Here is a 23305-nt window from a genome sequence, read left to right on the forward strand (position 1 = left end):
TAGTGCCACTTGTACCTGAGTCTAACGGTATTTACTCTACGATTTTAGCTAGCCCTTTATCGACTAGCTCCCTAATTTGTTCGTCGCTATAACCGATATTTTTCAAAATCGCATTGGTATCCATGCCGTGAGCAGGCATACCACGCCAGATTTTTCCTGGATTATTTTTGAATTTCGGCATGATATTTGGTCCCTTACAGGTTTCACCACTCATCGTTTTCCATTGAGTAATTGACTCTCGAGCCACGTATTGTGGATTGCCTTCTAATTCAGGAATGGTTAACACTTTTGCACTGGCAATATTGAGTTCAGATAGGCGTTTTAGTACGGCGGTAATCGGCTGGTTGGCTAGCCATTCATCTAATTTATCTTCAAAGAGTTGACCATGAGGGCAATTAATACGGTGGATCAGTTGTGTCCCTTTGGGGACTTCAGGAGTACCTAATAGATGAGCAAGACCAATATCTTTAAAAATTTCTTCAATTTGAGTGATGCCGACCACTTCCATCACGATATAACCATCTTGGCAACGGTATAAGCCACAGCCGGCATAGTATGGATCTTTGCCTTTGGTCATTCGTGGACAGATTTCTCCGCCATTAAAATAGTCCATCATGAAGTATTGCCCCATTCGCAACATCACTTCATACATTGCAATATCAATACTTTCCCCTTTGCCTGTTTGTTGCACTTTGTACAGTGCCGCTAATGCTGAGGTGGTTGCCGTCATACCAGAGAAATAGTCGGCGGTATAAGGAAAAGCGGGCATAGGTTGGTCTTTATCGCCGTTTTGAATGAGATAGCCACTAAATGCTTGAGCAATAGTGTTGTAGGCTGGAAGGTTGGTATATTGCGGATCGCCATATTGACCAAAGCCGGATAAGTGCGCGATAACCAATTTAGGGTTATGCTCCCATAAAACCTCATCGGTAATACCGCGACGGGCAAAGGCAGGACCTTTGCTGGCTTCGATAAAAATATCCGTGGTTTCCATTAATTTTAGGAAAGCATCACGGCCTTCGTCTTTGAAAATATTTAACGATAAAGCATGTAGATTGCGACGGGAAAGCTGTGGATAATGGGGTTGAACACGAATGGTATCCGCCCATGCAACGTTTTCAATCCAAATGACCTCCGCCCCCCACTCTGCAAACATCTGTCCTGCAAATGGCCCGGCAATCTCAATACCTGAAAACACCACACGAACTCCAGCTAGTGGCCCAAATTGTGGCATGGGTAAATGTTCTGTCATAATGTCACCTCGTCAGTGGACTGTTTGAACACTCCCTCACTTGATGTTAAGAGAGTGCTCTGCGATTAATTAACGATACTGTTTCAGTACAGCGCGTCCTAATGTCAGGATCTGCATTTCATCAGAGCCACCAGATACACGGTCAACGCGTAGATCACGCCAAAAACGTGCAATACGGTGTTCACCTGCGATCCCCACACCACCCAGCACTTGCATCGCACTATCAACCACTTCAAAGGCTGCATTCGCACAGAAGTATTTACACATTGCAGCATCACCGGAGGTAATTAAGCCATTGTCACTTTTCCATGCAGTTTCATATAACATGTTGCGCATTGAATTGAGTTTGATCGCCATATGGGCGAATTTTTCTTGAATAAGTTGGAAACGACCGATAGTCTCACCAAATTGAACCCGTTGGTTGGCGTAGCGCGCCGCATCTTCAAACGCACACATGGCGGTACCATAGTTAGTCAGTGCCACTAAGAAACGCTCATGATCAAACTCTTCTTTCACACGGTTAAAGCCGTTACCTTCGCGACCAAACATATCTTTTTCTTCAAGTTCAACGTTGTCGAAGGTGATTTCACAGCAGCTATCCATACGTAAACCCAGTTTTTCTAGCTTAGTGACTTTAATGCCGGGTTTACTCATATCGACAAACCATTCGGTAAAGATGGGTTTATCAGGGGAAGCCGCATCACGACTCATCACGACGATATAAGGGGTATAAGCACTACTGGTGATAAAGCATTTGCTACCGTTGAGGTAAACTTTGCCATTTTTACGGGTATAAGTGGTTTGTAAGCTGCCCACATCAGAACCGGCCCCCGGTTCAGTGATCGCTGAGTTCCACATCTGTTTGCCTGTACCACGAAACGCCATGATTTTGTCGATTTGTTCTTGAGTCCCTTCACGCAATACGGTGTTAAATCCCCCCGGTAATTGATAGAGCACATAGGTTGGCGCACCTAAACGACCTAATTCCATCCAAATTGCGGCAACAGTAACAAATCCGGCATTTAAGCCACCGTGCTCTTCAGGGATAAGCAGATTGTCAATTTCCATATCCGCTAAGGCCTTAACAAAACGCTCTGGGTATTTACTTTCGCGATCACACTGTGCGAAATAAGCTTCCCAGTTTTCACTGGCCATTAATTCGCGGACACCGTCAACAAACAGTTCCTGCTCATCATTCAATCTAAAATCCATGTTAATAACCTCTTAATGTGTCATTTTTTGCGTATAGGGAGATCAATCTTTCCAGTGCACTTTGGCATCTTTTATAAAGGACAAGGTGACCATGATATTGACGAAAAATAGTGGGCATCCTCCGGCAATAATGGTGGTTTGGATCGGTTTTAAGCCGCCTAATGCTAGTAAAATAATGCCGATAATACCGACTAATACAGACCAGCCGATGCGTACCAATAATGGTGGTTCAGCCCCTTCTTTCATGGAGCGACAAGTTGACATTGCTAGTGTGTAAGAGCAGGCATTGATTAAAGTGACGGTGGCGATAAAGCAGAGAATAAAGAAGCCCCACATGGTTGCTGTACTGAGGGGTAAAGCGGCCCATGTTTCGATAATGGCGCGTGGCACACCATATTGATCAATCAGTTGCGGAATATTAAGGATATTTTGGTCAATCAGTTGTAAAGTGTTACCCCCCAGAATAGTCCAAATCAGCCAAGTTCCTGCGGTTAAACCTGATACCATTCCTAAACATAATTCACGAACAGTACGACCTTTAGAAATACGCGCTAAGAAGATACTCATTTGAATGGCGTAAATAACCCACCAAGCCCAATAGAAGACAGTCCAAGCCTGAGGAAAACCCCCTTTACCAATAGGATCGGTGTAAAACAACATACGTGGCATATACATCAGCAATGTACCCACAGAATCTGTGAAGTAATTGACAATAAAGCTGGCACCACCCACGATAAATACCCAACCTAACATTAAGAAGCTCAGGTAAGTACGCACATCACTGGCGATTTTTACCCCTTTTTGTAGACCAAATGCCACGCAAATAGCGTTGAGTAAGATCCAGCAAGAGATAATAATGGCATCTAATTGTAGAGTGTGAGGAATACCAAATAAGTATTGAATACATTCAGTTACCAAAGGCGTTGCAAGCCCAAGGCTGGTGCCCATTGCTAGGATCAAGGCGACCAAATAGAAATTGTCGACGACAGTACCAAATAAACCATTAACGTGTTTTTCACCCACTAATGGCGTTAAAGTGCTACTTGGGCGGATCACTTCCATTTTGCGTACAAAAAAGAAGTAAGCGAAGGCGACAGACAGGAAACTATAGGTTGCCCAAGGTAGCGGGCCCCAGTGGAATAAGCTGTAAGCTAACCCTATCTCTTTGGCTGGCGCGGAGTAACCTTCCATACCGAAAGGAGGACTTGAAATGTAGTAGTATATTTCAATTGAGCCCCAAAACAGTACAGCCGCTGATGTACAAGAAGCAAACATCATAAAGATCCAGCTTGCCGTACTAAATTCTGGTTTCTCATCGCCCAGGCGTTTTTTGGCATAACGTCCAAAAACCAACCAGAACCAGCCCCCGAACATGATCACCATATACCATTCGAAGGCCCAACCCCAGACATTGGTAACATAGCTGAAAACGGCATTGATCACTTCATTTGAAGCGTCAAGATCGCGTACCGTTAACCAGCATAAAATACCAACAATGATTAATGGCGGAAAAAAAACCTTCGGTTCTATTCCTGCCTTTTTATTATCTTTGCTCATAGGTAAATTTTCCAAATATATTTAGCGCAGAAGTTTAATAAGTGTTAATTCCTAATTTCGAATAAACTCTTTTAGTTAGATCCTATATATTCCATTAATTGGTTTTTATCATAATCAAAAAACAAGTCGATTGGCTAATTTATAAAATCATTAATGAAGAAGAATAATGGATATTATTAATGTTTCATTCTGTTATTCACTTCACACTATTCTTTTTGTCGATTTTATGTTACGTTTTATAACCTTTTATTTTCATTTTAATTGATTGATAAATAAGGATATATTTAGGTTTGTAATAAATGTGTTATATCCGCTCTTTCAATATTGTTGATCTTTGTGGCAATATTGAATATTAAATAACTCATTTCTTATTATGTTCAATATTGTTGATCCAGATAACAATATTGAAAGTTAATCACTTTAATTAAATTTAATTTCAATATTGGTGATGTATTTAGCAATATTGAACGCTATCCATCTCTTATTTAATAATCTTCAATATTGGTGATCTGGATTTAATTTCTTAATCATTTAATTGTGTTAATTGTATATTACATTGCCAGAGTAAATGACATATTTATTAATTTCAGGAGATGTAATGAAGATTATTACATGTTACAAGAGTGTTCCCGATGAGCAGGATATTGTGGTCAATAATGCCGATGGTTCACTCGATTTTTCGCGCGCCAATAACAAAATTAGCCAATATGATTTAAATGCGATTGAAGCGGCGAATCAGTTAAAAACACAACTTGATGGTATTCAAATTACGGCAATGAGCGTAGGTGGTAACGCGCTGACTAACGCTAAAGCACGTAAAGATGTGTTATCTCGTGGTGCTGATGATCTCGTGGTGGTGGTCGATGAGCAATTGGAAGCTTCTCTTCCTTATCAAACGGCGACAGTGCTTGCAGCAGCTGCAACTAAGCAGGGGTACGATCTTATCTTATGTGGTGATGGCTCGGCAGATCTAAGTTCCCAACAAGTGAGTTTGCTGGTGGGGGAGATCTTGAATATTCCTGCCATTAATGGGGTTAATAAAATTGTTTCTATTACAACTGATTCCATCACCGTTGAACGCGAATTAGAAAACGAAATTGAAACGCTTACTATCACCTTACCTGCGGTGATTGCCGTTTCTACCGATATCAACTCTCCGCAAATTCCATCCATGAAAGCCATTTTAGGTGCCGCTAAAAAGCCGGTTCAACAATGGAGTGTGGCCGATCTTGGTTTAGAGCCCATAACGCCACGTTCAGAGCAAACCGTGTTAGCACCGAAACAAAAAGTACGTCAGCGCATCATTATTGAAGGTGATGGCGATGATCAAATTGCTGAATTTGCAGAATATTTACGAAAAATTATTGAGTAATAGGGGGAGTTATGAGCCAGTTTTCAACTGTTTGGGTGTTGAGTGATGTACTTTCCCCTTTACCAGAATTAATGGGAGGTGCTTCTTCATTAGGTCAATCAATCAATGTCTTTACCTTTAATGATGAGCAAAGCATCGCTGCCTTTAAATTAGGGGCGACAGCGGTTTTCCAATTAGAAGGTAAACCTGATGATCGCATTATGGAAGATTATGCACAAAGTATCGTTGAAACCATTAAATCACATAGCGATGCCGGCTTGGTCTTACTGCCGAATACGCGTCGTGGCAAATTATTTGCCGCTCGTTTAGGTCACCGTTTAGCCGCGGTAGTATCAAATGATGCGCAATCATTAAGTACCCAAAATGATGCATTAGTGGCAAAACATATGGTTTACGGTGGACTTGCCTTTGGTGATGAAACATTAACAACACCTTATTGTGTTGTTACCGCAAGTACTGGTGCTTTTGACGTTGCATCAGAAACACAGGCTACGGGTACGGCACAAAAAGTAGCATGGATTGCCCCTTCACAAAGCATTATTTGCCAGTCTATTCAGCCAAGAAAAATCAATGCCGTCGATCTGGATAAAGCCCGTTTTGTGGTCAGTGTTGGTCGAGGTATTGGCAGTAAAGAAAATATTGCTATTGCAGAAGAGTTAGCAAAAGAGATTGGGGCTGAAATCGCCTGCTCCCGCCCTGTGGCTGAAAATGAAAAATGGATGGAGCATGAGCGTTATGTTGGCATTTCTAACCTGATGCTTAAGCCAGATCTGTATTTGGCGGTAGGTATTTCAGGGCAAATCCAACATATGGTTGGTGCAAATGGATCACAAACCATTATGGCGATCAACAAAGATAAAAATGCACCTATCTTCCAATTTGCTGACTATGGCATTGTCGGTGATTTAATGAAGATTTTGCCTGCACTTACCCGTCAACTATCTAACTGATTTAGTCAGCAGAGAAGATAACTTCTCTGCTTTATTTGCAAGTTCTGGAGATGTTATGTCCGATTCCGAAGATATTTTCGATGCCATTATTGTTGGCGCAGGATTAGCGGGCTCTGTGGCTGCACTTGTTTTAGCCAGAGAAGGTGCGCAGGTATTGCTAATAGAAAGAGGGAACTACGCCGGCGGAAAAAATGTAACGGGTGGCCGTCTATATGCCCATACCCTTGAGCGCATCATTCCTGAATTTGCGCAACAGGCTCCGGTTGAGCGGGTGATCACCCATGAAAAACTGTCATTTATGACACAAACAGGGGCTATGACTATCGACTATCAAAACGCTGAAACGCATAACCCTAATCATGCCTCTTGGTCTGTATTACGTGGTGAATTTGATCAATGGCTAATGGCGCAAGCCGAAGATGCAGGCGCCCAGTGTATCACGGGCATTCGTGTTGATAAGTTAGTTGAGCGTGACGGTAAAATTGTCGGTGTAGAAGCAGATGGTGATGTATTAGAAGCCAAAGCGGTGATTTTGGCTGATGGTGTGAACTCACTTTTGGCTGAACAGTTAGGCATGACTAAACGAGTTGCAGCTGAAAATGTTGCCGTGGGCGTAAAAGAGATCATCGAACTGCCTGAAAGTGTCATTAAAGATCGTTTTAACCTAAAAGATAACGAAGGTGTGGCTTGGTTATTTGCCGGCTCTCCTACCGATGGGTTAATGGGGGGCGGTTTTTTATATACCAATAAAACGACGCTTTCTTTGGGGCTTGTCTGTGGGCTTCACCATATTAAAGATGCCAAAAAATCGGTTCCACAAATGCTAGAAGATTTTAAACAACACCCCGTTGTAGCACCGCTAATTGCTGATGGAAAAATGGTGGAATATAGCGCCCATGTGGTACCTGAGGCAGGTTTGCGAATGCAACACGAACTTGTTCGCGATGGTGTTTTGATAGCAGGAGATGCGGCAGGCATGTGTATGAATCTAGGTTTTACCATTAGAGGGATGGATTTAGCCATGGCTTCAGGGGAAGCTGCTGCAAAAACGGTGCTTTCAGCAATGGCAAAAAATGATTTTAGTAAACAAACCCTTAATGAGTATCTCGACCATTTAGCACAGGGGCCTTTGCGCGATATGAAAGCATATCAACGTATGCCTGATTTACTAGATAATCCACGTATGTTTACTGCTTATCCTGACATGGTGGTTGGTATTGCAAAAGATCTCTTTACTGTCACCGATGATGCCCCTGTACCGATGCGTAAAACCATCATGCGTCATAGCAAAAAAGTGGGGTGGATGAATTTAATAAAAGATGGGATCAAAGGAGTAAAAGCAATATGAGTTCTCCTGTAAATGTCGATGTCAAATTGGGCATCAATAAATTTAATGTCGATGAAGAAAATCCACATATCATCATTAAACAGCAACCTGATATGCAAGTATTAGACACACTGGTAAAAGCTTGTCCTGCGGGTCTTTATAAAAAACAACAAGATGGTAGCGTCAGCTTTGATTATGCAGGGTGCTTAGAGTGTGGAACGTGTCGAATTCTCGGTTTAGACAGTGCGCTTGAAAAATGGGAATACCCACGCGGAACGTTTGGCGTGGAATATCGTTACGGATGATGTATCGCTACTTTTCTCCCAGCGCTGTCTCCGGCCTGGGAGCTTTTCTTTCTTTGGTTAAAAAAATAGACTAGGACGCAGTCATGCAGCCCAGAAACTTTGATGATATTCGTTTTACCTCAGTACATCGTCGAGTGATGTTATGGGGAAGTGGCGGCCCTTTTCTTGATGGTTATGTATTAGTCATTATTGGTGTGGCGCTCGAACAATTAACACCTATATTACAGCTTGATACGCGATGGATTGGTTTGCTTGGTGCGGCAACATTAGCAGGGCTTTTTATTGGTACCTCACTTTTTGGCTATATTTGTGACAAAGTAGGGCGCCGTAAAATGTTCCTCGTTGATATTGTGGCTATTGCGGTGATTTCTATTGCGACCATGTTTGTTTCAACACCAATAGGGTTGTTAGTGATGCGCTTCCTTATTGGGATTGTGATTGGCGCTGACTATCCTATTGCAACTTCGATGATCACCGAATTTTCCAATAAAAAGCAACGTGCCTTTGCCGTCGGATTTATTGCTGCTATGTGGTATATCGGTGCGACATGTGCCAATTTAGTGGGTTATCTTTTATATGATGTCCAAGATGGCTGGCGTTGGATGTTAGGCAGTGCTTTTATTCCTTGCGTTATTATTCTAATTGGTCGCTTTGATCTCCCTGAATCACCGCTTTGGTTAATACGCCAAGGGCGTATTAAAGAGTGTAATGAAATGATGATCAAACTCTTTGGCGAGCCTGTGGTCTTTGAAGCAGAAGATGCTAAAACGACCCGTTTTATCGAATTATTTAATAAACGCCACTTCTCATTTGTGCTCTTTGTTGCCGTAATTTGGACCTGCCAAGTGATCCCGATGTTTGCCATTTATACCTTTGGCCCTCAAATCGTCGGTTTATTAGGATGGGATACAGGAAGAAGTGCGGCATTAGGCAATGTCGTGATCAGTCTATTTTTTATGTTGGGTTGTATTCCTGCGATGTTTTGGTTAAACCAAACGGGGCGACGCCCACTGTTAATTGGTAGTTTTGCGATGATGACTTTAGCATTATTCACGCTGGGGATATTCCCGAATTTACCGATTTTATTCGTTATCTTAGCGTTTGCTACCTACGCTTTTTTCTCGGGAGGACCTGGCATTTTACAGTGGCTTTATCCGAATGAATTATTTCCAACCGATATCCGAGCATCGGCGGTGGGGGTTATTATGTCGATAAGCCGTATTGGGACGGTTATTTCCACCTGTGCGCTTCCCGCTTTTATTGCCACTTATGGGATCAATACCACAATGCAGGTGGGTGCGGCTATTTCTCTGTTTGGGATGATGGTATCAGTACTGTTTGCGCCAGAAACGAAGGGATTAACGTTAAAGCAGACATCAAAGATGCCTATGCGACGTGGTAAAAAATCCCTTTAATTGATCATTAATAAAATAAGTTAAGTGCTTTAAATAATTTTTTATTTAGATGTTATAAAAATTAATTGTTATTGTTTTTATATTATTTTGATTTTAATGATTACGTTAATGTTTATTGATAAGATTTTTTTATATTCTTAAATGATTTGTGTGTTTTTATATTGAAAAAGAGAGTGGTGTTGTTTTCTTATTTAAATAAAATACCGCTCTCTTTTTTTATTAATAATAACACCTTTATAACGCCTTGATTTCAATTTTATCTTATTGTTATTAATTATACTTCAATTACAAATTATATTTAACTCACCAAATATAGACCTCAATCACAAATCTCTCTCAGATTATTCAAATGACGAAAAACAGTTCGTTATTTACCAAGAATGAATTATTTCCCCTACCCAGAATAAGGTCATTACAGATGTAAACATCAGAAAAGAAGCGGTTAAGTAGGTATTTATGACCTTATTAGAAACGACAGTTAAAGAATGTCTAAACAATGTAGTGAAGCAATATGCGTCACAAACGGCCTTAATTGAAAACCAAAGTAAAAAAACACTGTCTTGGCAACAATTACAACAAGAAGTCGAGAGTGTTGCGCGTGGCTTTTTATCCATGGGGTTAACAAAAGGCGATCGTTTAGGTATCTGGTCTGCTAATAGTAAAGAATGGATAATTTGTTTTCTTGCAGCTGCTCAAATTGGTATTCCGGTTGTTTGTATTAACTTTCATTTAAAAAAAAGAGAGTTATTAGATTTATGCCGATTAACTGGAATTAAAGCACTCTGTTTTTCTGATGGTTTTAAAAGTAATCATTTTATTGAGGTTATTAATTATCTTTCTAAAAAAGCATCAAAAAATAAAGACGCATTACCTCAATTATTTATTAGCATGGGAAATCAACAGGCAGAAAAAAGCGTCTCTTTATCTCAATTAAAAGAAATTAGCCAAAAAATATCAGACAAAGCATATCAACATGCTATTGAACAAGTTAGCGTAAAAGATTTACTAACTATTCAAATGACCTCTGGCAGTACAGCAATGCCGAAAGGTGTCATGTTAAGCCAATATAATGTTATTAATAATGCCATGCTGTCAGCACAGCGCTTAGGTGTTACGCATGATGATGTGATTTGTCTTGCGGTTCCGCTATTCCACTGCTTTGGACTCTCTTCTTGTCTCTTTTTTGCGTTAACAACAGGGTGCCAACTTGTTCTTCTTGATAATTACAACGCTGAAGATGTATTAAAAGCCATTCAACATCATCGTTGCACCATTATGCATGGTGTACCGACCATTTTTAGTCGTTTAATGAAGCATGAACAATTTTCTCACTATGATTTATCGAGTCTTGATAAAGGCATTATCGCAGGAGCAAGTTTCCCTCCTGCGTTAATTGATGACATTGAAACTATCCTCGGCATGAAAGGGATCACTATCTCTTATGGTCAAACAGAAGCCTCACCGTGTTGCACGCAAACTCTCCCTAATGATGCTTTAGAGATAAAACGTCATTCTATTGGTAAGCCTTTACCTTTTGTTGAAATGAAAATTATTAATCTGAAAACAGGTAAACCTGTGCCAGTAGGCATTTTAGGTGAAATTTGCACCCGTGGCTTTCATGTGATGATGGGTTATGACAATGCGCCAGACAAAACCAAAGAAGCGTTAGACGAAGAGGGTTGGTTGCACACGGGGGATATTGGCTATATCGATGAACAAGGAAATTATCACTATGCCTATCGTATAAAAGAGATTGTGGTACGCGGTGGTGAAAATATCAGCCTGTGTGAAATAGAAGAAGCCATTGCTGAATATGTGGGTGTTGATGCAACAAAAGCATTTGGGATCCCCTCTGCTGATTTAGGTGAAGAAGTGATTGTCGCTATTTGTGTGCAAAAAGGCTACAGCATTGGTGAAAGTGAATTACGTGAATTTCTACAAGAGCGACTAGCTCGCTACAAAATCCCCAAAGAACTCCATTTCTTTACAGAATTTCCTCATACCCCTTGCGGAAAAATTGATGTGCAGGCGCTGAAATTGCAATTGGGTTATGGCGTTTCAATCAAGGATGAAAAAAACATGGTAGCGGGTTAAGTGGCAACGGATTTATCCACATTCTGACAACAGCAGTATGAAGTCTAAAAATAATTAGGAGAAGAAATGACAAGTCATAAAGCACTGGAAGGTGTCACCGTAGTTGAATTGGCGACCTTTATCGCAGTACCTGCAGCGGGGCGTATTTTAGCTGATATGGGTGCGAACGTAATTAAAATCGAATCTCCAAGTGGCGATAACTTACGCTATACAGCACCAACAGAAGGCCGTCCATTAGATCAACATGAAAACACCAGTTTTGATTTAGAAAATGCGAATAAACGTGGGATTGTGTTAAATACGAAAACAGAAGCAGGGAAAAAAATCCTGTTTGAACTATTAGAAAAGGCGGACATTTTCTTAACTAACTGGCGTCCCGGCGCAAGAGAGCGTGCAGGTTTAGATTATGAAACATTAAAACAACGTTTTCCAAAATTAGTGTACGCCAGTGTGACGGGGTATGGCGATGAAGGTCCAGATAAAGACTTACCGGGCTTTGATTATACTGCATTCTTTGCCCGTGGTGGTATCTTAGGTTCTCTGTACCAAAAAGGCACAGTACCGATGAATGTGATCCCCGGTCTTGGCGATCACCAGTGTGCATTAGGCTTGGTTTCAGGTGTGTTAGCCGCTTATATTCGTGCTAAAAACATCGGTCAAGGTGAGTACGTTTCAACAAACTTACTGCATACCTCTATTTACACTCAAGCGATTATGATCCAAGCGGCGCAATATCCAGATTATGGCCAAGCTTATCCTATCGATCGCCGTACAACTACCAGCCCATTTATTTTGGCTTATAAAACGAAAGACGATCGTTTTATTCAAGTCTGTATGCCTGTTTACGATGCTTATTATCCAACCTTTATTTCGTGTATTGGTCGTCCAGATTTAGCAGAGGATGCTCGTTATACGCGTCTACAAGAAGTGGCAAAAAATAATCGATCTCCTGAACTGTATGATCTGATTTGGCAACAAGTCGAGCAAAAAACAGCGTCAGAGTGGGCTGATATTTTCACCAAAAACGATATCCCATTCAGCATTGCTCAAACTTGGGAAGAAGTGTTGGAAGATAAACAAGCTTGGGCAATTAACACCTTCTACCACATGAAATACAAAAATGGCAGTGAAAAAGCCTTGGTTCGTCCACCGATTGATTTCTTGGAAAGTGGTTTACCTGAATACCGTCGTGGTCCTTTGTTAGGCGAAGACACACCGTCTGTATTAGCTGAATTAGGGTATAGCGCTGAAGAGATAGCAAACCTTGAAGCCAATAAAGACGTGATGACGTGGAAAGAATAATCCACTGATTTTTTTAATTTTCAGGAGAGCAAAGGCATGCAACAAGACATTTTCACAATGGGCGTTGATATCGGATCGTCTGCATCAAAATGCATCATCATGAAAAATGGTGACACTATTGTCGCGAAGTCGTTGGCATCAGTAGGAGCTGGAACCTCTGGGCCTGAAAAAGCAATCAATGAAGTATTACATCAATTTGGTGGCGATCTCAGTCAGATCAGCTGGATCTGTGCAACCGGATATGGCCGTAATTCTCTGAAAGAAGCCAACAAAGAGGTGAGTGAACTTAGCTGCCATGCGAAAGGTGCGCACTTTCTTTTTCCGGGTGTGAAAACGGTGATTGATATCGGTGGCCAAGACGTTAAAGCACTTCATATGGATGGTACAGGCCGTTTATTAAACTTTGTGATGAATGACAAGTGCGCTGCGGGTACAGGACGTTTTTTAGATGTGATGTCGCGAGTATTAGAAACCAAGATTTCCGATCTCGCTCAAGAGGGCGCTAAGTCCACTAAAAAAGTCACTATTAGCTCAACCTGTACTGTGTTCTCTGAATCTGAAGTTATCTCCCATCTCGCGAATAACGAAACAATACCCGACGTCATTAATGGTATTCATCGCTCAGTGGCTAGTCGTATTGCCGGTCTTGCCAAACGAGTCGGTGTGGAAGCTCCTGTTGTCATGACAGGCGGTGTAGCCAGTAATTTTGAAGTTGTTCGTTATGTTAGCGAAGAGCTGAACGTCCCTATCGCCACTTCACCATTATCACAATACAACGGGGCAATAGGTGCAGCCATTTATGCCTTTGAAGCGTATCGCCATCAACTGGAAGACGATGCGTTAACAATAGGAACATTAAAATGAGCAATATAGATATGAATGCGCCGGATTACATTCCTGCGAAAAAACGACTGCAAAAAATCGCTGCTGATGCTTATCAACGTGCGTGGGATGCAAAAAACAGCGGTGAAAAAATAGGGTGGTGTGCCTCTAACTTCCCTCAAGAAATTGCTGAAACATTAGGTTTATGTGTGGTTTACCCTGAAAACCAAGCCGCTGCAATTGCAGCGAAAGGTGCGGGTTTAAAAATGTGTGAGCATGCAGAAAGCATGGGATATTCCAACGATATCTGTGCTTATGCTCGTATCAGCCTCTCTTACATGGATATTAAACAGTGTGAAGAGATGGATATGCCACAGCCAGACTTCTTACTGTGTTGTAACAATATCTGTAACTGTATGATCAAGTGGTATGAAAATATCGCTTATGAGCTGAATATTCCGATGATCCTTATCGATATTCCTTATAAAAATGACTATGACACCGATGATGTCACGGTGAAATACGTTCAAGCTCAATTTGATGATGCCATCAAACAGCTCGAAAAAGTTACAGGCAAAGTGTTCTCCGAAGAGAAATTTAAAGAAGTCTGTGAAATTTCGCAACGTACAGGGCGTGCATGGTTAAAAGCGGCTGAATATTGCCAATATGAGCCGTCTCCAATGAATGGTTTTGATCTCTTTAATCACATGGCTGTTGCTGTTTGTGCTCGCGGTAAATTAGAAGCTGCTCTGGCTTTTGAGCAACTGTGTGAAGAGATGGAACAAAATATCAAAGAGAAAAAGTCGACTTACCGCGGTGAAGAAAAATACCGTGTTCTCTTTGAAGGTATTGCGTGCTGGCCTTACTTACGAGCCACATCGACTCCGTTAAAAGAGCAGGGTATCAACGTGACTGCAACTGTTTACGCCACTGCATTTGGTGTGATTTATCAAAACAGTAACGAGATGATGCGTGCTTACTCTTATGTCCCTAACTGTGTCTCTGTTGAGCGTGCTGCTGATATGCGTATTAACGTGAGCCGTCAGAATAAAGTTGATGGTGCGATTATTCATGTTAATCGTAGTTGCAAGCTCTGGAGTGGCATTATGCCTGAAATTGAGCGCCGTATTCGTCATGAACTTAAGATCCCAACTGTGACTTTTGATGGCGACCAAGCTGATCCTCGAGTTTTCTCTGAAGCGCAGTATGTCACCCGTGTTGAAGCATTGACTGAAATTATGGCTGCTAACAAAGCAGAAATGAAAAAGGGAGACTTCTGATGAAGACATTAACGCAATTGTTTGATGAGTTACAAGCCGTGGTGGATAACCCAGTTGCTCAATTAGATGGTTTTATTCGTAGCGGTAAAAAGGTTGTTGGCTGTTTCCCTGAATATACGCCAAATGAAATCGTCTATGCTGCGGGTATGGTGCCTTTTGGTATTTGGGGCGCAGAAGGACGTGAGATCTCAGAAGCAAAGAAATATTTTCCTCCTTTCTATTGTGCGTTAGTGCTTTCTTCTCTTGAGATGGGATTAGATGGGGCATTAAATAAGTTGTCTGCGGCATTAATTCCTTCTCTTTGTGACACCTTAAAATGCTTAGGGCAAAACTGGAAAGCGGGTGTACCACAAGTGCCTTTTATTCAATTGGTACATCCACAGAACCGTAAAACGCCAGCAGGTATTGCATTTTTAACTGAACAATATAAGAAAATAGCGTTGCAATTAGGGGAAATTTCAGGCCAAACGGTGACTGACGATGCACTGAAAAATGCCATCCGTCTTTTTAATCAGCGTCGTGCTATATTACGTGAATTCTCTCAAATAGCAGCACTCCATCCAAATTTAGTCACACCACAACGTCGTAATACCGTGATCAAAAGTGGCTATCTTATGGATGTCGTTGAACATACAAAAGCTGTTGAAGCTATTGTCACACAATGCAAAACCTTGTCTCCAGAACCTTGGAAAGGGCACAAGATTGTTGTCACAGGCATTATTGCCGATAGCCCTTCTATTCTACAAATTTTGGCTGATAACAAAATGGCGATTGTAGCGGATGAAGTCGCGCATGAATCTCGTCAGTTTCGCCAAGACATTCCTGAAAATAACTCACCTTATGAAGCGATGGCAGAGCAAATGGCCCAGCTAGAAGGGTGCTCATTGCTGTATGACCCAGAGAAAAAACGTGGTCGTTTAATTGCCGATATGGTGAAAAACACAGGCGCTGATGGTGTCGTCTATTTGCTGACGAAGTTTTGCGATCCTGAAGAATTTGATGCCCCTATTGTGAAGAAATTCCTCGATAGAGAAGGTATTCCTTCCATCATTATCGAAATTGATCAGCAAACTAAAACATATGAGCAGGCAAGAACGGCGCTGCAAACTTTTGCAGATGTGCTTTCTGCTTAACAACGTTAATTAATAGTCACAAAAGGCCTGTGTGCTTTACGCAGGTCAATTGAACCCTAACACCTATAAGTGGGGCAATCATGGGTATTATTTGTTTAATCATCGGGCTTGCGATATTAATGATTATGTGTATGAAAGGCATACATATTTTTATTTCTGTCTTTACCACCAGCCTGTTTCTTGCTGTGACCGCATGGCTTGTATCACCAGATATGCTTAATCCTGTCGATGCACTATTGCAAGTGTATACCGGCGGATTAGGTGGTTATTTCGGTAGCTTCTTCTTCATTTTCGTACTTGGTGCGATTTTTGGCAAATTAACCGCTATCAGTGGCGCGGCTGATAGTGTTGCCTCTTTTATTATTGGTAAATTTGGTGAAAGAGCCGTTATTCCTTCATTAGTTGCGGCTTGTGCCATTTTAGCCTACGGCGGTGTTTCAGTGTTTGTTGCACTGTTTACCGTTTATTCAATGATGGTGAGTTTATTCCGCAAAGCGAATCTTCCTCGCAGACTTATTCCGGCTGTCTATTTTGCAGGTGCGGGTACCTTTGTGATGATAATGCCAGGATCGCCTCAGATCCAAAATCTTATCCCAATGAAATTCTTAGGTACCTCAGCAACAGCGGGTTTAGTACCGGGTATGTTGACCGCGTTGTTTCAAGTCACTTTAGTGATTATTTATCTCACTTGGTTATTTAAGCGTGTAAAAGCAAAAGGTGAAGGCTGGGTTGAAGACGAAAAAACAGCGAAAGCAGAGGAAGGTAAAAAAGATCGTCAATTACCTAATGTGCTCGTTGCATTACTGCCGATGCTTATTCTGCTTGTCGTGCTGAATATCCTGAAATGGGATCCGGCTATTGCGCTGTTCTGCGCCATTATTGCCGCCTTGCTTGTGTACTTGCGTTATCTCGATTGGAAAAAACTCGTCCCTAATTTAGCCGCAGGGACAATGGAAGGGGTGACCTCCCTCTTTAATACCGCGGTGATTGTCGGATTTGGTGCGTTAGTCATGACATTACCTGCGTTCAAAGAATCATTCCAAGCGATTGCGCAATCGGGACTTAATCCCCTTGTCGTCACGGCGATTTCCGTCGGTGCTCTGGTGTTTATCAGTGGTTCAGGCTCTGGGGCGTTAAGTATCGCCATGCCAATGATTGCTGCGATGTTCCCTGCCACCGTGGTTGATCAAGGTTCATTACACCGTGTCGCCACAATGGCATCTATGAGTACAACACCGCCATTTAACGGATTGATTATTACTGTCTTTAGCGTCTGTGGTGTCAGCCATAAAGAGGGATACGGTCCTGTGGGGACATTAACCCTCGCTATCCCACTGTTAGCCATGATGTTTATGTTGCTGCTGTACACCTTTTTACCTGCATCTATCGCGACGATGTAGAAATAACGTTAACCCATTAATGCGTGCGATAAGACGACAAACGTGAAATCGCACACCGTAGAGATAACCCTAAATATTCTCAGAGGAAAATAAACATGGATTTTCAGCTAACAGAAGAGCAAGTCCTGATCCGCGATACGGTCAGAGAGTTCGTTGAAAACGACATCAAACCAATTGCAGGTGCAATTGATAAAGAGCACCGCTTTCCAAGTGAAAGTATTGCACCTATGGCTGAATTAGGACTCTTTGGTTTCAATATTGATGAAACTTATGGCGGTACAGAAGCAGATGCTATTAGTTATGTATTAGCCACCGAAGAGATGGCAAAAGTGAGTGCCTCTCACGCAATGATCATGGGATCACAATGTTCTTTAACCGGACCCATTATTCAAAAATATGCTGATGAAGAGACTAAAGCACGTATTTTGCCGGGGGTGGTTTCGGGTGAAAAATTAGGGTGTTTCTGTTTGTCAGAACCTAGTGCGGGTTGTGATGCAGCGGCTCAAGAGACAACAGCCGTTCGCCAAGGTGATAACTATGTGATCAATGGTTCTAAACTGTGGATCACGGCGGCACCTCAGGGTGCTTTCTTTATCGTGTTTGCCATGACAAATAAAAGCAAAGGCGTAAAAGGGATCACGGCATTCTTAGTTGAGCGTGATAACCCAGGTATTAGCATTGGTTTACCTGAAGACAAAATGGGGATGAATGGCTCTGAAACTTGCTCTGTGAGTTTCAGTGATTGTGTTGTTCCTGCTAGTGCAATGCTAGGTAAAGAAGGTAAAGGCTTTAATATCGCAATGGAAACCTTAGATGGCGGGCGTTTAAGTTGTTCTGCACTTGCATTAGGGATCGCACAAAGTGCCTTAGATGCCACGATTGCTTACACCAAAGAGCGTATTCAATTTGGTAAACCCATTGCAGCTAATCAAGGTATTCAATGGGTATTAGTGGATATGGCAACGCGTGTTGATTGCGCCCGTATGCTGGTTTATCGCGCTGCTGCCGCCAAAATGGCGGGTCTTCCTTACACGCGTGAATCTGCTCAAGCCAAACTTTATGCCGCAGAAGCTGCCACTTATGTGACTCAAAAAGCCGTCCAATTACATGGCGGTATGGGTTACACCAAATCCTATCCTGTTGAACGTTTAATGCGTGAAGCAAAACTCACTGAGATTTTTGAAGGCACAAATGAAGTACAACGTATGGTCATCGCTAAGCATATTTTAGCGTAATGAGATTAATTTGTTGCATTGTGCAAAACGGAGAATGTGAATTATGAAACTTATTGCCTGCTGTAAGGTTGTTCATGACGAACAAGACATCACAACACGGCCTGATCGTACACTCGCAACCGATAATGCGGGTTTAAAAATTAGTTTGTATGACTTGAATGCAATTGAAACCGCCGTAGAAATTGCCTCTACCCTTGGCGATAGCACAGTCACTGCATTAAGTGTAGGAACACGTGCCATGGTTGAAAACGCGAAAATTAAAAAAGATATTTTATCGCGTGGTCCTGATGCATTAACTCTGGTGGCGGATGATGCATGTCATGCGCTTTATTCAATGGATACTGCCAATATTATTGCGCAAGCAGCACAGAAAGTGGGTTTTGATTTATTGGTTTTCGGTGAAGGTTCTGGCGATTTATACGCTCAACAAACGGGTTTAGCGGTAGGTGAATATTTAGGTCTACCTTGTGTAAACGCCGTAAACAAAATCACTGTTGAAGGTGACAAAATTATTGTTGAGCGTGATTTAGAAAATATCACAGAAGAACTTGAACTGACATTACCTGCCATTGTGTGTGTCACTTCAAGCATTAACACCCCAAAACTCCCTTCAATGAAAGCGATTTTAGCGGCGAATAAAAAGCCGGTCGAAAAACTGGGATTAGGCGATATCGGTGTTGATATTTCTGCTCTGACGGTTGTGCAAACACAAGTGAGTGCCCCTGAGCAGTCTGATCGCCTTGGGATTATTTTAGACGGTGATTCAGATGAAAATATTGCCACTTTTGCTGAACATTTACGCCAAGCGGTTAATCAATAAGGAGATTAAAAATGGCTAGTTTACTACCTACTACCTTTGTTTATGCCGAAAAAGCGGATGATTTAGCAAAGCTGATTGCGTTTGCTCGTGACCTTGGTGAAAAGGTTAATGTGCTGTTTATTGGTGATGATGAAAGCACGCGCGAATGTGTCAACTTAGGAGCTGACTGTGTTTATTGTTTTGCCCCGCAAGACGGTGTGATTGCTGAAGATTATGCAGCTTCTTTTGCCGAAATTATTAAAGAAGCGGGGGCAAATGCATTGGTTTTACTTGCTGCATCAAAACGCGCAAAAGCGATTGCGGCTCGTCTTGGTGTGATTTTAAAAGCTGGTGTTGTCAGCGATGCTTTAAGTCTTGCTATTGAAAATAATACTATGATTGCCACACATCAAGTCTACGGTGGTTTAGCGCATGCGAAAGCAGAAATTCGTTCACCTTATGCTATTGCTACTGTGGGCAGTGCATTAGATGTGGAAGCCATTAAAGATGCACCCAATGCACAAGTGGTGCAAAGTATCTTTATCGCTCCCGCACATACATTAAAAGTATTAGCACGTAAGCCAAAACAAGGTAGTACTGTTGATTTAGGTAAAGCGCATTGTGTTGTGGGTGTCGGACGCGGTTTTGGTAAGGCTGATGATATTGCATTAGCGTCAGCATTAGCGAAAGCCCTCCAAGGCGAAGTGGGTTGTTCTCGTCCAATTGCTGAAGGTGAAGGCTGGATGGAACACGATCGCTACATTGGTGTTTCAGGGGTGACCTTAGGTGCAGATGTTTATGTCGCTGTCGGTATTTCAGGGCAAATCCAGCATATGGTGGGTGTGGATAGAGCAAAAATCATTGTTGGGATCAACAAAGATAAAAATGCCCCTATTTTCAATATGGTAGATTACGGTATTGTTGGCGACCTCTACAAAGTGTTACCTGCATTAACCGCGAAGCTCGGCGACTAATCACCGTAGGTCGCTTAGTGATAATGTACTAAGCGACCACACATAATAAAAGGATAGGAAAGTATGTCAGACGATATTTTTGACGCCATTATTGTGGGTGGTGGACTTGCTGGTGGTACTGCTGCCTATGTATTAGCACAAGCAGGGTGTGATGTTTTAGTTGTAGAGCGAGGTAATTTCGCTGGCAGTAAAAATATGACGGGGGGACGTTTATACGCGCACAGTCTTGAAAAAATCATTCCCAATTTTGCTCAAGAAGCGCCAGTTGAGCGCCTTGTAATGCGTGAAAAAATTTCCATGCTAACGGAAACAGATGGGGTCACTTTAGATTATCAGCATACTCAACAAGAAGAGGAAGCCGCTCGCTCTTATACCGTATTACGTTCTTCTTTTGATCAATGGCTAATGGAGAAAGCAGAAGACGCAGGCGCACAAGTGATCACCGGTGTTCGCGTTGATGAAGTGTTAGTGAAAGACGGAAAAGTTTGTGGTGTTAAAGCGGGTGATGATGAAATTGAAGCTCATGTGGTGATCTTAGCAGATGGTGTGAATTCACTGTTAGCAAAGCAATTAGGTATGACACAAAAGGTGGATCCTCACACCGTAGCTGTGGGCGTTAAAGAGCTACTCGAGTTTACACCACAACAAATGGAAGACCGATTTGGTTGTACTAATGATGAAGGTTTAGCTTGGCTTTTTGCTGGCGCACCTTCAGGTGGGTATTTAGGTGGTGGATTTTTATATACCAATAAAAATACAGTTTCTTTAGGTCTTGTATTGGGACTACATAATGTCGACAAATTCGAAAAAACGGTTCCTCAATTATTAGAAGATTTTAAACAACATCCGGTTGTTGCTCCACTTATCAAAGACGGAAAATTATTAGAATATTCAGCACATATGGTACCTGAAGGGGGTATGAATATGGTGTCTGAGTTAGTCAAAGATGGTGTACTAGTTGCGGGAGATGCTGCTGGATTTTGCCTTAACGTTGGCTATACCGTAAGAGGAATGGATTTAGCCATTGCTTCAGGTGAAGCGGCTGCAAAAGCGGTATTAATGGCGAAAGAGCAAAACAGCTATAGCCAGAAAGAACTAAGTTGCTATCAATCTTTATTAAATGATAGTTTCGTCATAAAAGATATGAAGTTATACAAAGATTTACCTTCTTTCCTCGATAATACAAGATTCTTTACGGATTATCCGCAAATGGCGGCCAATGTCATGCATGACTTATTCGTGATTAATGGTCCAGAAAAACCAGTGCGTAAGAAAATACTGTCTCAGGTTAAGAAAGTCGGTGTGATGAACTTAATTAAAGATGGATTTAAGGGGGTACGTTCTTTATGAGTCAGGTAAACGTAGACGTTAAATTAGGGGTCAATAAATTTAATGTGGATGAAGAAAATCCACATATCGTCTTAAAGGATGATATTGATCCGGCTCAATTTGAAATCTTAATGAAAGCCTGCCCTGCTGGTTTATATAAGAAAGATGAAAAAGGGCAATATCTTTTTGATTATGCCGGATGTTTAGAGTGTGGTACTTGCCGTATTTTATGTGGCGAAACGATTTTAAAAAAATGGGAATATCCGTGTGGCACATTAGGGATTGAGTTTCGTTACGGCTGATATGATAACTTTTATCCCCCTTCTAGAATAACCTCCAAAAATTTAACTAGAGGGGGAGATAATAAGTTTATTTATCTTAATGAATGTATTTTCCGATACTCTGATGGGGTCATAAAAAATTCAGATTTAAATTTTCGACTTAAATTAGAAATATCGCTAAATCCACATTCATAAGCTAATTGTGTAATATTTTTCTCTGCTAAAAGAGGATTTACTAAAGCCGTTTTATAATTCTCAAGACGTTTTTGGTAGATCCAACGAAGTACAGATGTATTTTGTTCTTTAAATAACATCTGTAAATAGCGCACGGAGATCCCACAAGCATTTGCACATTCATTCACGCTGAGATCTGGATCAGACAGATGTTGCTCAAGATAGTGTTGAGCAAAATAAAACAGTGTTGATCTTCCTAAGCTTTGAGGTGGAGTTGCAATACTGTATTCACTGAAAGCTGACGTAATTAAATTCAATAAAATATCAGCTAGTTGCTGAGCATGTTGAGTGGGCATAGAATCTAAGAAAGGGATATAACGCATCACAAAGCTATAAACGAGGGAGCCTGTAATACTATTACCTCGTATTGCTCTTGCTGTTAGGTTCTGTGTATTACCTAAACGTGGTGCCAATTTTTCTCTTGGGATCAAAAGCTTAAATAACGAATAGTCGTTATCGAACGACCAAGAAACGGGTCTTGCCATATCAAAAATACAGAAATCGCCTTGTCGTAGAAAGGCCGTTCTGCCATCTTGAGTCAGATGACTTGTACCTGAGCGTTGGAGTTCTATTTGAAAATGCTCTTCTAGACTCAATTTGTTTCTTAAAGGACGGCTACTTGCCCAATGACCGTTAGATTCTAGCTGAATAAAGCGAATATCAGCCACCTTCTGCTCGACAATGTTGGCATAAAATCGAGAATGAGGCGGTAATTCGACTTCATTGCATTCATAAGACGATAAAAAGCGGTCTTTTATGGTATCCCTGAATACGGAAAACCGATCTACGTCAGGGAGCTCTCGAGTCGTAAACATGCTTTTCATAGTACGCCCACTTTATTGATATATTTTTGTTGTGTTGCTACTTATCTGGTATAAAAACGAGGTTAAACCAGATAAGAATAGAATAATTTTTATAATAATCTTATTTTAAATAAAATATTTATATTGCCAAGAGTGTTAATAAAATAAAGCTAATATATTTTTATTTATTTCCAATTTATTAAATGGAAATTATTATAATCTATATGGT

20 protein-coding genes are annotated in these 23305 nt (G+C 41.4%); 16 read left to right on the plus strand and 4 right to left on the minus strand.

The window, feature by feature from the left end; genetic code table 11:
- Nucleotides 1–31 precede the first annotated feature (31 nt).
- From caiB to caiT, 3 genes are all read right to left on the minus strand, one after another.
- A complete protein-coding gene (caiB, locus tag ACYUCW_RS10405; protein ID WP_004245794.1) occupies nt 32–1252 on the minus strand; it encodes an L-carnitine CoA-transferase in 1221 nt (406 codons plus the stop codon).
- Between the two features lie 69 nt (nt 1253–1321).
- The gene (caiA, locus tag ACYUCW_RS10410; RefSeq protein ID WP_004245793.1) at nt 1322–2464 is read right to left on the minus strand and encodes a crotonobetainyl-CoA dehydrogenase; all 1143 of its coding nucleotides are present in this window, start codon (nt 2462–2464) and stop codon (nt 1322–1324) included.
- Between the two features lie 42 nt (nt 2465–2506).
- Nucleotides 2507–4021 (minus strand): L-carnitine/gamma-butyrobetaine antiporter, encoded by a 1515-nt coding sequence (caiT, locus tag ACYUCW_RS10415; RefSeq protein WP_460408548.1) that lies wholly within the window; start codon nt 4019–4021, stop codon nt 2507–2509.
- Between the two features lie 598 nt (nt 4022–4619).
- On the opposite strand from caiT, the gene ACYUCW_RS10420 reads away from it, so the two are divergent.
- The 16 genes from ACYUCW_RS10420 (at nt 4620) to ACYUCW_RS10495 (ending at nt 22060) form a co-directional block, all read left to right on the plus strand.
- Nucleotides 4620–5393 (plus strand): electron transfer flavoprotein FixA, encoded by a 774-nt coding sequence (locus tag ACYUCW_RS10420; protein ID WP_460408549.1) that lies wholly within the window; start codon nt 4620–4622, stop codon nt 5391–5393.
- Nucleotides 5394–5404: 11 nt separating this feature from the next.
- The gene (locus ACYUCW_RS10425) at nt 5405–6343 is read left to right on the plus strand and encodes an FAD-binding protein (protein ID WP_004249234.1); all 939 of its coding nucleotides are present in this window, start codon (nt 5405–5407) and stop codon (nt 6341–6343) included.
- A gap of 55 nt (nt 6344–6398) precedes the next feature.
- Nucleotides 6399–7691, plus strand: a complete 1293-nt coding sequence (locus ACYUCW_RS10430) for an FAD-dependent oxidoreductase (RefSeq protein ID WP_004249235.1) — start codon at nt 6399–6401, stop codon at nt 7689–7691.
- On the plus strand, nt 7688–7975 hold the full coding sequence (fixX, locus tag ACYUCW_RS10435; RefSeq protein ID WP_004245788.1) for a ferredoxin-like protein FixX: 288 nt from the start codon (nt 7688–7690) through the stop codon (nt 7973–7975). The genes ACYUCW_RS10430 and fixX overlap by 4 nt, the downstream gene beginning before the upstream one ends.
- Before the next feature lie 83 nt (nt 7976–8058).
- The gene (locus ACYUCW_RS10440; protein WP_004249236.1) at nt 8059–9390 is read left to right on the plus strand and encodes an MFS transporter; all 1332 of its coding nucleotides are present in this window, start codon (nt 8059–8061) and stop codon (nt 9388–9390) included.
- A gap of 456 nt (nt 9391–9846) precedes the next feature.
- Nucleotides 9847–11484, plus strand: a complete 1638-nt coding sequence (locus ACYUCW_RS10445) for an AMP-binding protein (protein ID WP_004249237.1) — start codon at nt 9847–9849, stop codon at nt 11482–11484.
- Between the two features lie 66 nt (nt 11485–11550).
- The gene (locus tag ACYUCW_RS10450; protein ID WP_004249239.1) at nt 11551–12786 is read left to right on the plus strand and encodes a CaiB/BaiF CoA transferase family protein; all 1236 of its coding nucleotides are present in this window, start codon (nt 11551–11553) and stop codon (nt 12784–12786) included.
- Between the two features lie 36 nt (nt 12787–12822).
- A complete protein-coding gene (locus tag ACYUCW_RS10455; protein ID WP_004249241.1) occupies nt 12823–13650 on the plus strand; it encodes an acyl-CoA dehydratase activase in 828 nt (275 codons plus the stop codon).
- Nucleotides 13647–14888: a 2-hydroxyacyl-CoA dehydratase subunit D gene (locus ACYUCW_RS10460; protein ID WP_004249243.1), complete on the plus strand. Its 1242-nt coding sequence runs from the start codon at nt 13647–13649 to the stop codon at nt 14886–14888. Before ACYUCW_RS10455 ends, ACYUCW_RS10460 begins: the two co-directional genes overlap by 4 nt.
- The gene (locus ACYUCW_RS10465; RefSeq protein ID WP_004249244.1) at nt 14888–16021 is read left to right on the plus strand and encodes a 2-hydroxyacyl-CoA dehydratase subunit D; all 1134 of its coding nucleotides are present in this window, start codon (nt 14888–14890) and stop codon (nt 16019–16021) included. Before ACYUCW_RS10460 ends, ACYUCW_RS10465 begins: the two co-directional genes overlap by 1 nt.
- 80 nt (nt 16022–16101) lie before the next feature.
- The gene (locus ACYUCW_RS10470) at nt 16102–17421 is read left to right on the plus strand and encodes a GntP family permease (RefSeq protein ID WP_004249245.1); all 1320 of its coding nucleotides are present in this window, start codon (nt 16102–16104) and stop codon (nt 17419–17421) included.
- A gap of 95 nt (nt 17422–17516) precedes the next feature.
- On the plus strand, nt 17517–18656 hold the full coding sequence (locus ACYUCW_RS10475; protein WP_004249246.1) for an acyl-CoA dehydrogenase family protein: 1140 nt from the start codon (nt 17517–17519) through the stop codon (nt 18654–18656).
- Between the two features lie 43 nt (nt 18657–18699).
- Complete coding sequence (gene fixA, locus ACYUCW_RS10480) at nt 18700–19476, plus strand: putative electron transfer flavoprotein FixA (protein ID WP_004249247.1); 777 nt, start codon at nt 18700–18702, stop codon at nt 19474–19476.
- An 11-nt stretch (nt 19477–19487) separates the two neighbouring features.
- Nucleotides 19488–20429 carry an FAD-binding protein gene (locus tag ACYUCW_RS10485; RefSeq protein ID WP_460408553.1) on the plus strand — a complete coding sequence of 314 codons (942 nt, stop codon included), beginning with the start codon at nt 19488–19490 and terminating at the stop codon, nt 20427–20429.
- Between the two features lie 63 nt (nt 20430–20492).
- Nucleotides 20493–21779, plus strand: coding sequence for an FAD-dependent oxidoreductase (locus ACYUCW_RS10490; RefSeq protein ID WP_004249250.1), 1287 nt, complete (start codon nt 20493–20495; stop codon nt 21777–21779).
- The gene (locus tag ACYUCW_RS10495) at nt 21776–22060 is read left to right on the plus strand and encodes a ferredoxin family protein (protein ID WP_004249251.1); all 285 of its coding nucleotides are present in this window, start codon (nt 21776–21778) and stop codon (nt 22058–22060) included. The genes ACYUCW_RS10490 and ACYUCW_RS10495 overlap by 4 nt, the downstream gene beginning before the upstream one ends.
- Before the next feature lie 71 nt (nt 22061–22131).
- Here the strand turns inward: ACYUCW_RS10495 and ACYUCW_RS10500 are convergent, their stop codons facing one another.
- Nucleotides 22132–23097, minus strand: a complete 966-nt coding sequence (locus tag ACYUCW_RS10500; RefSeq protein WP_004249253.1) for a helix-turn-helix domain-containing protein — start codon at nt 23095–23097, stop codon at nt 22132–22134.
- Between the last annotated feature and the right edge of the window lie 208 nt (nt 23098–23305).

The organism is Proteus sp. MB838 (assembly GCF_054767435.1).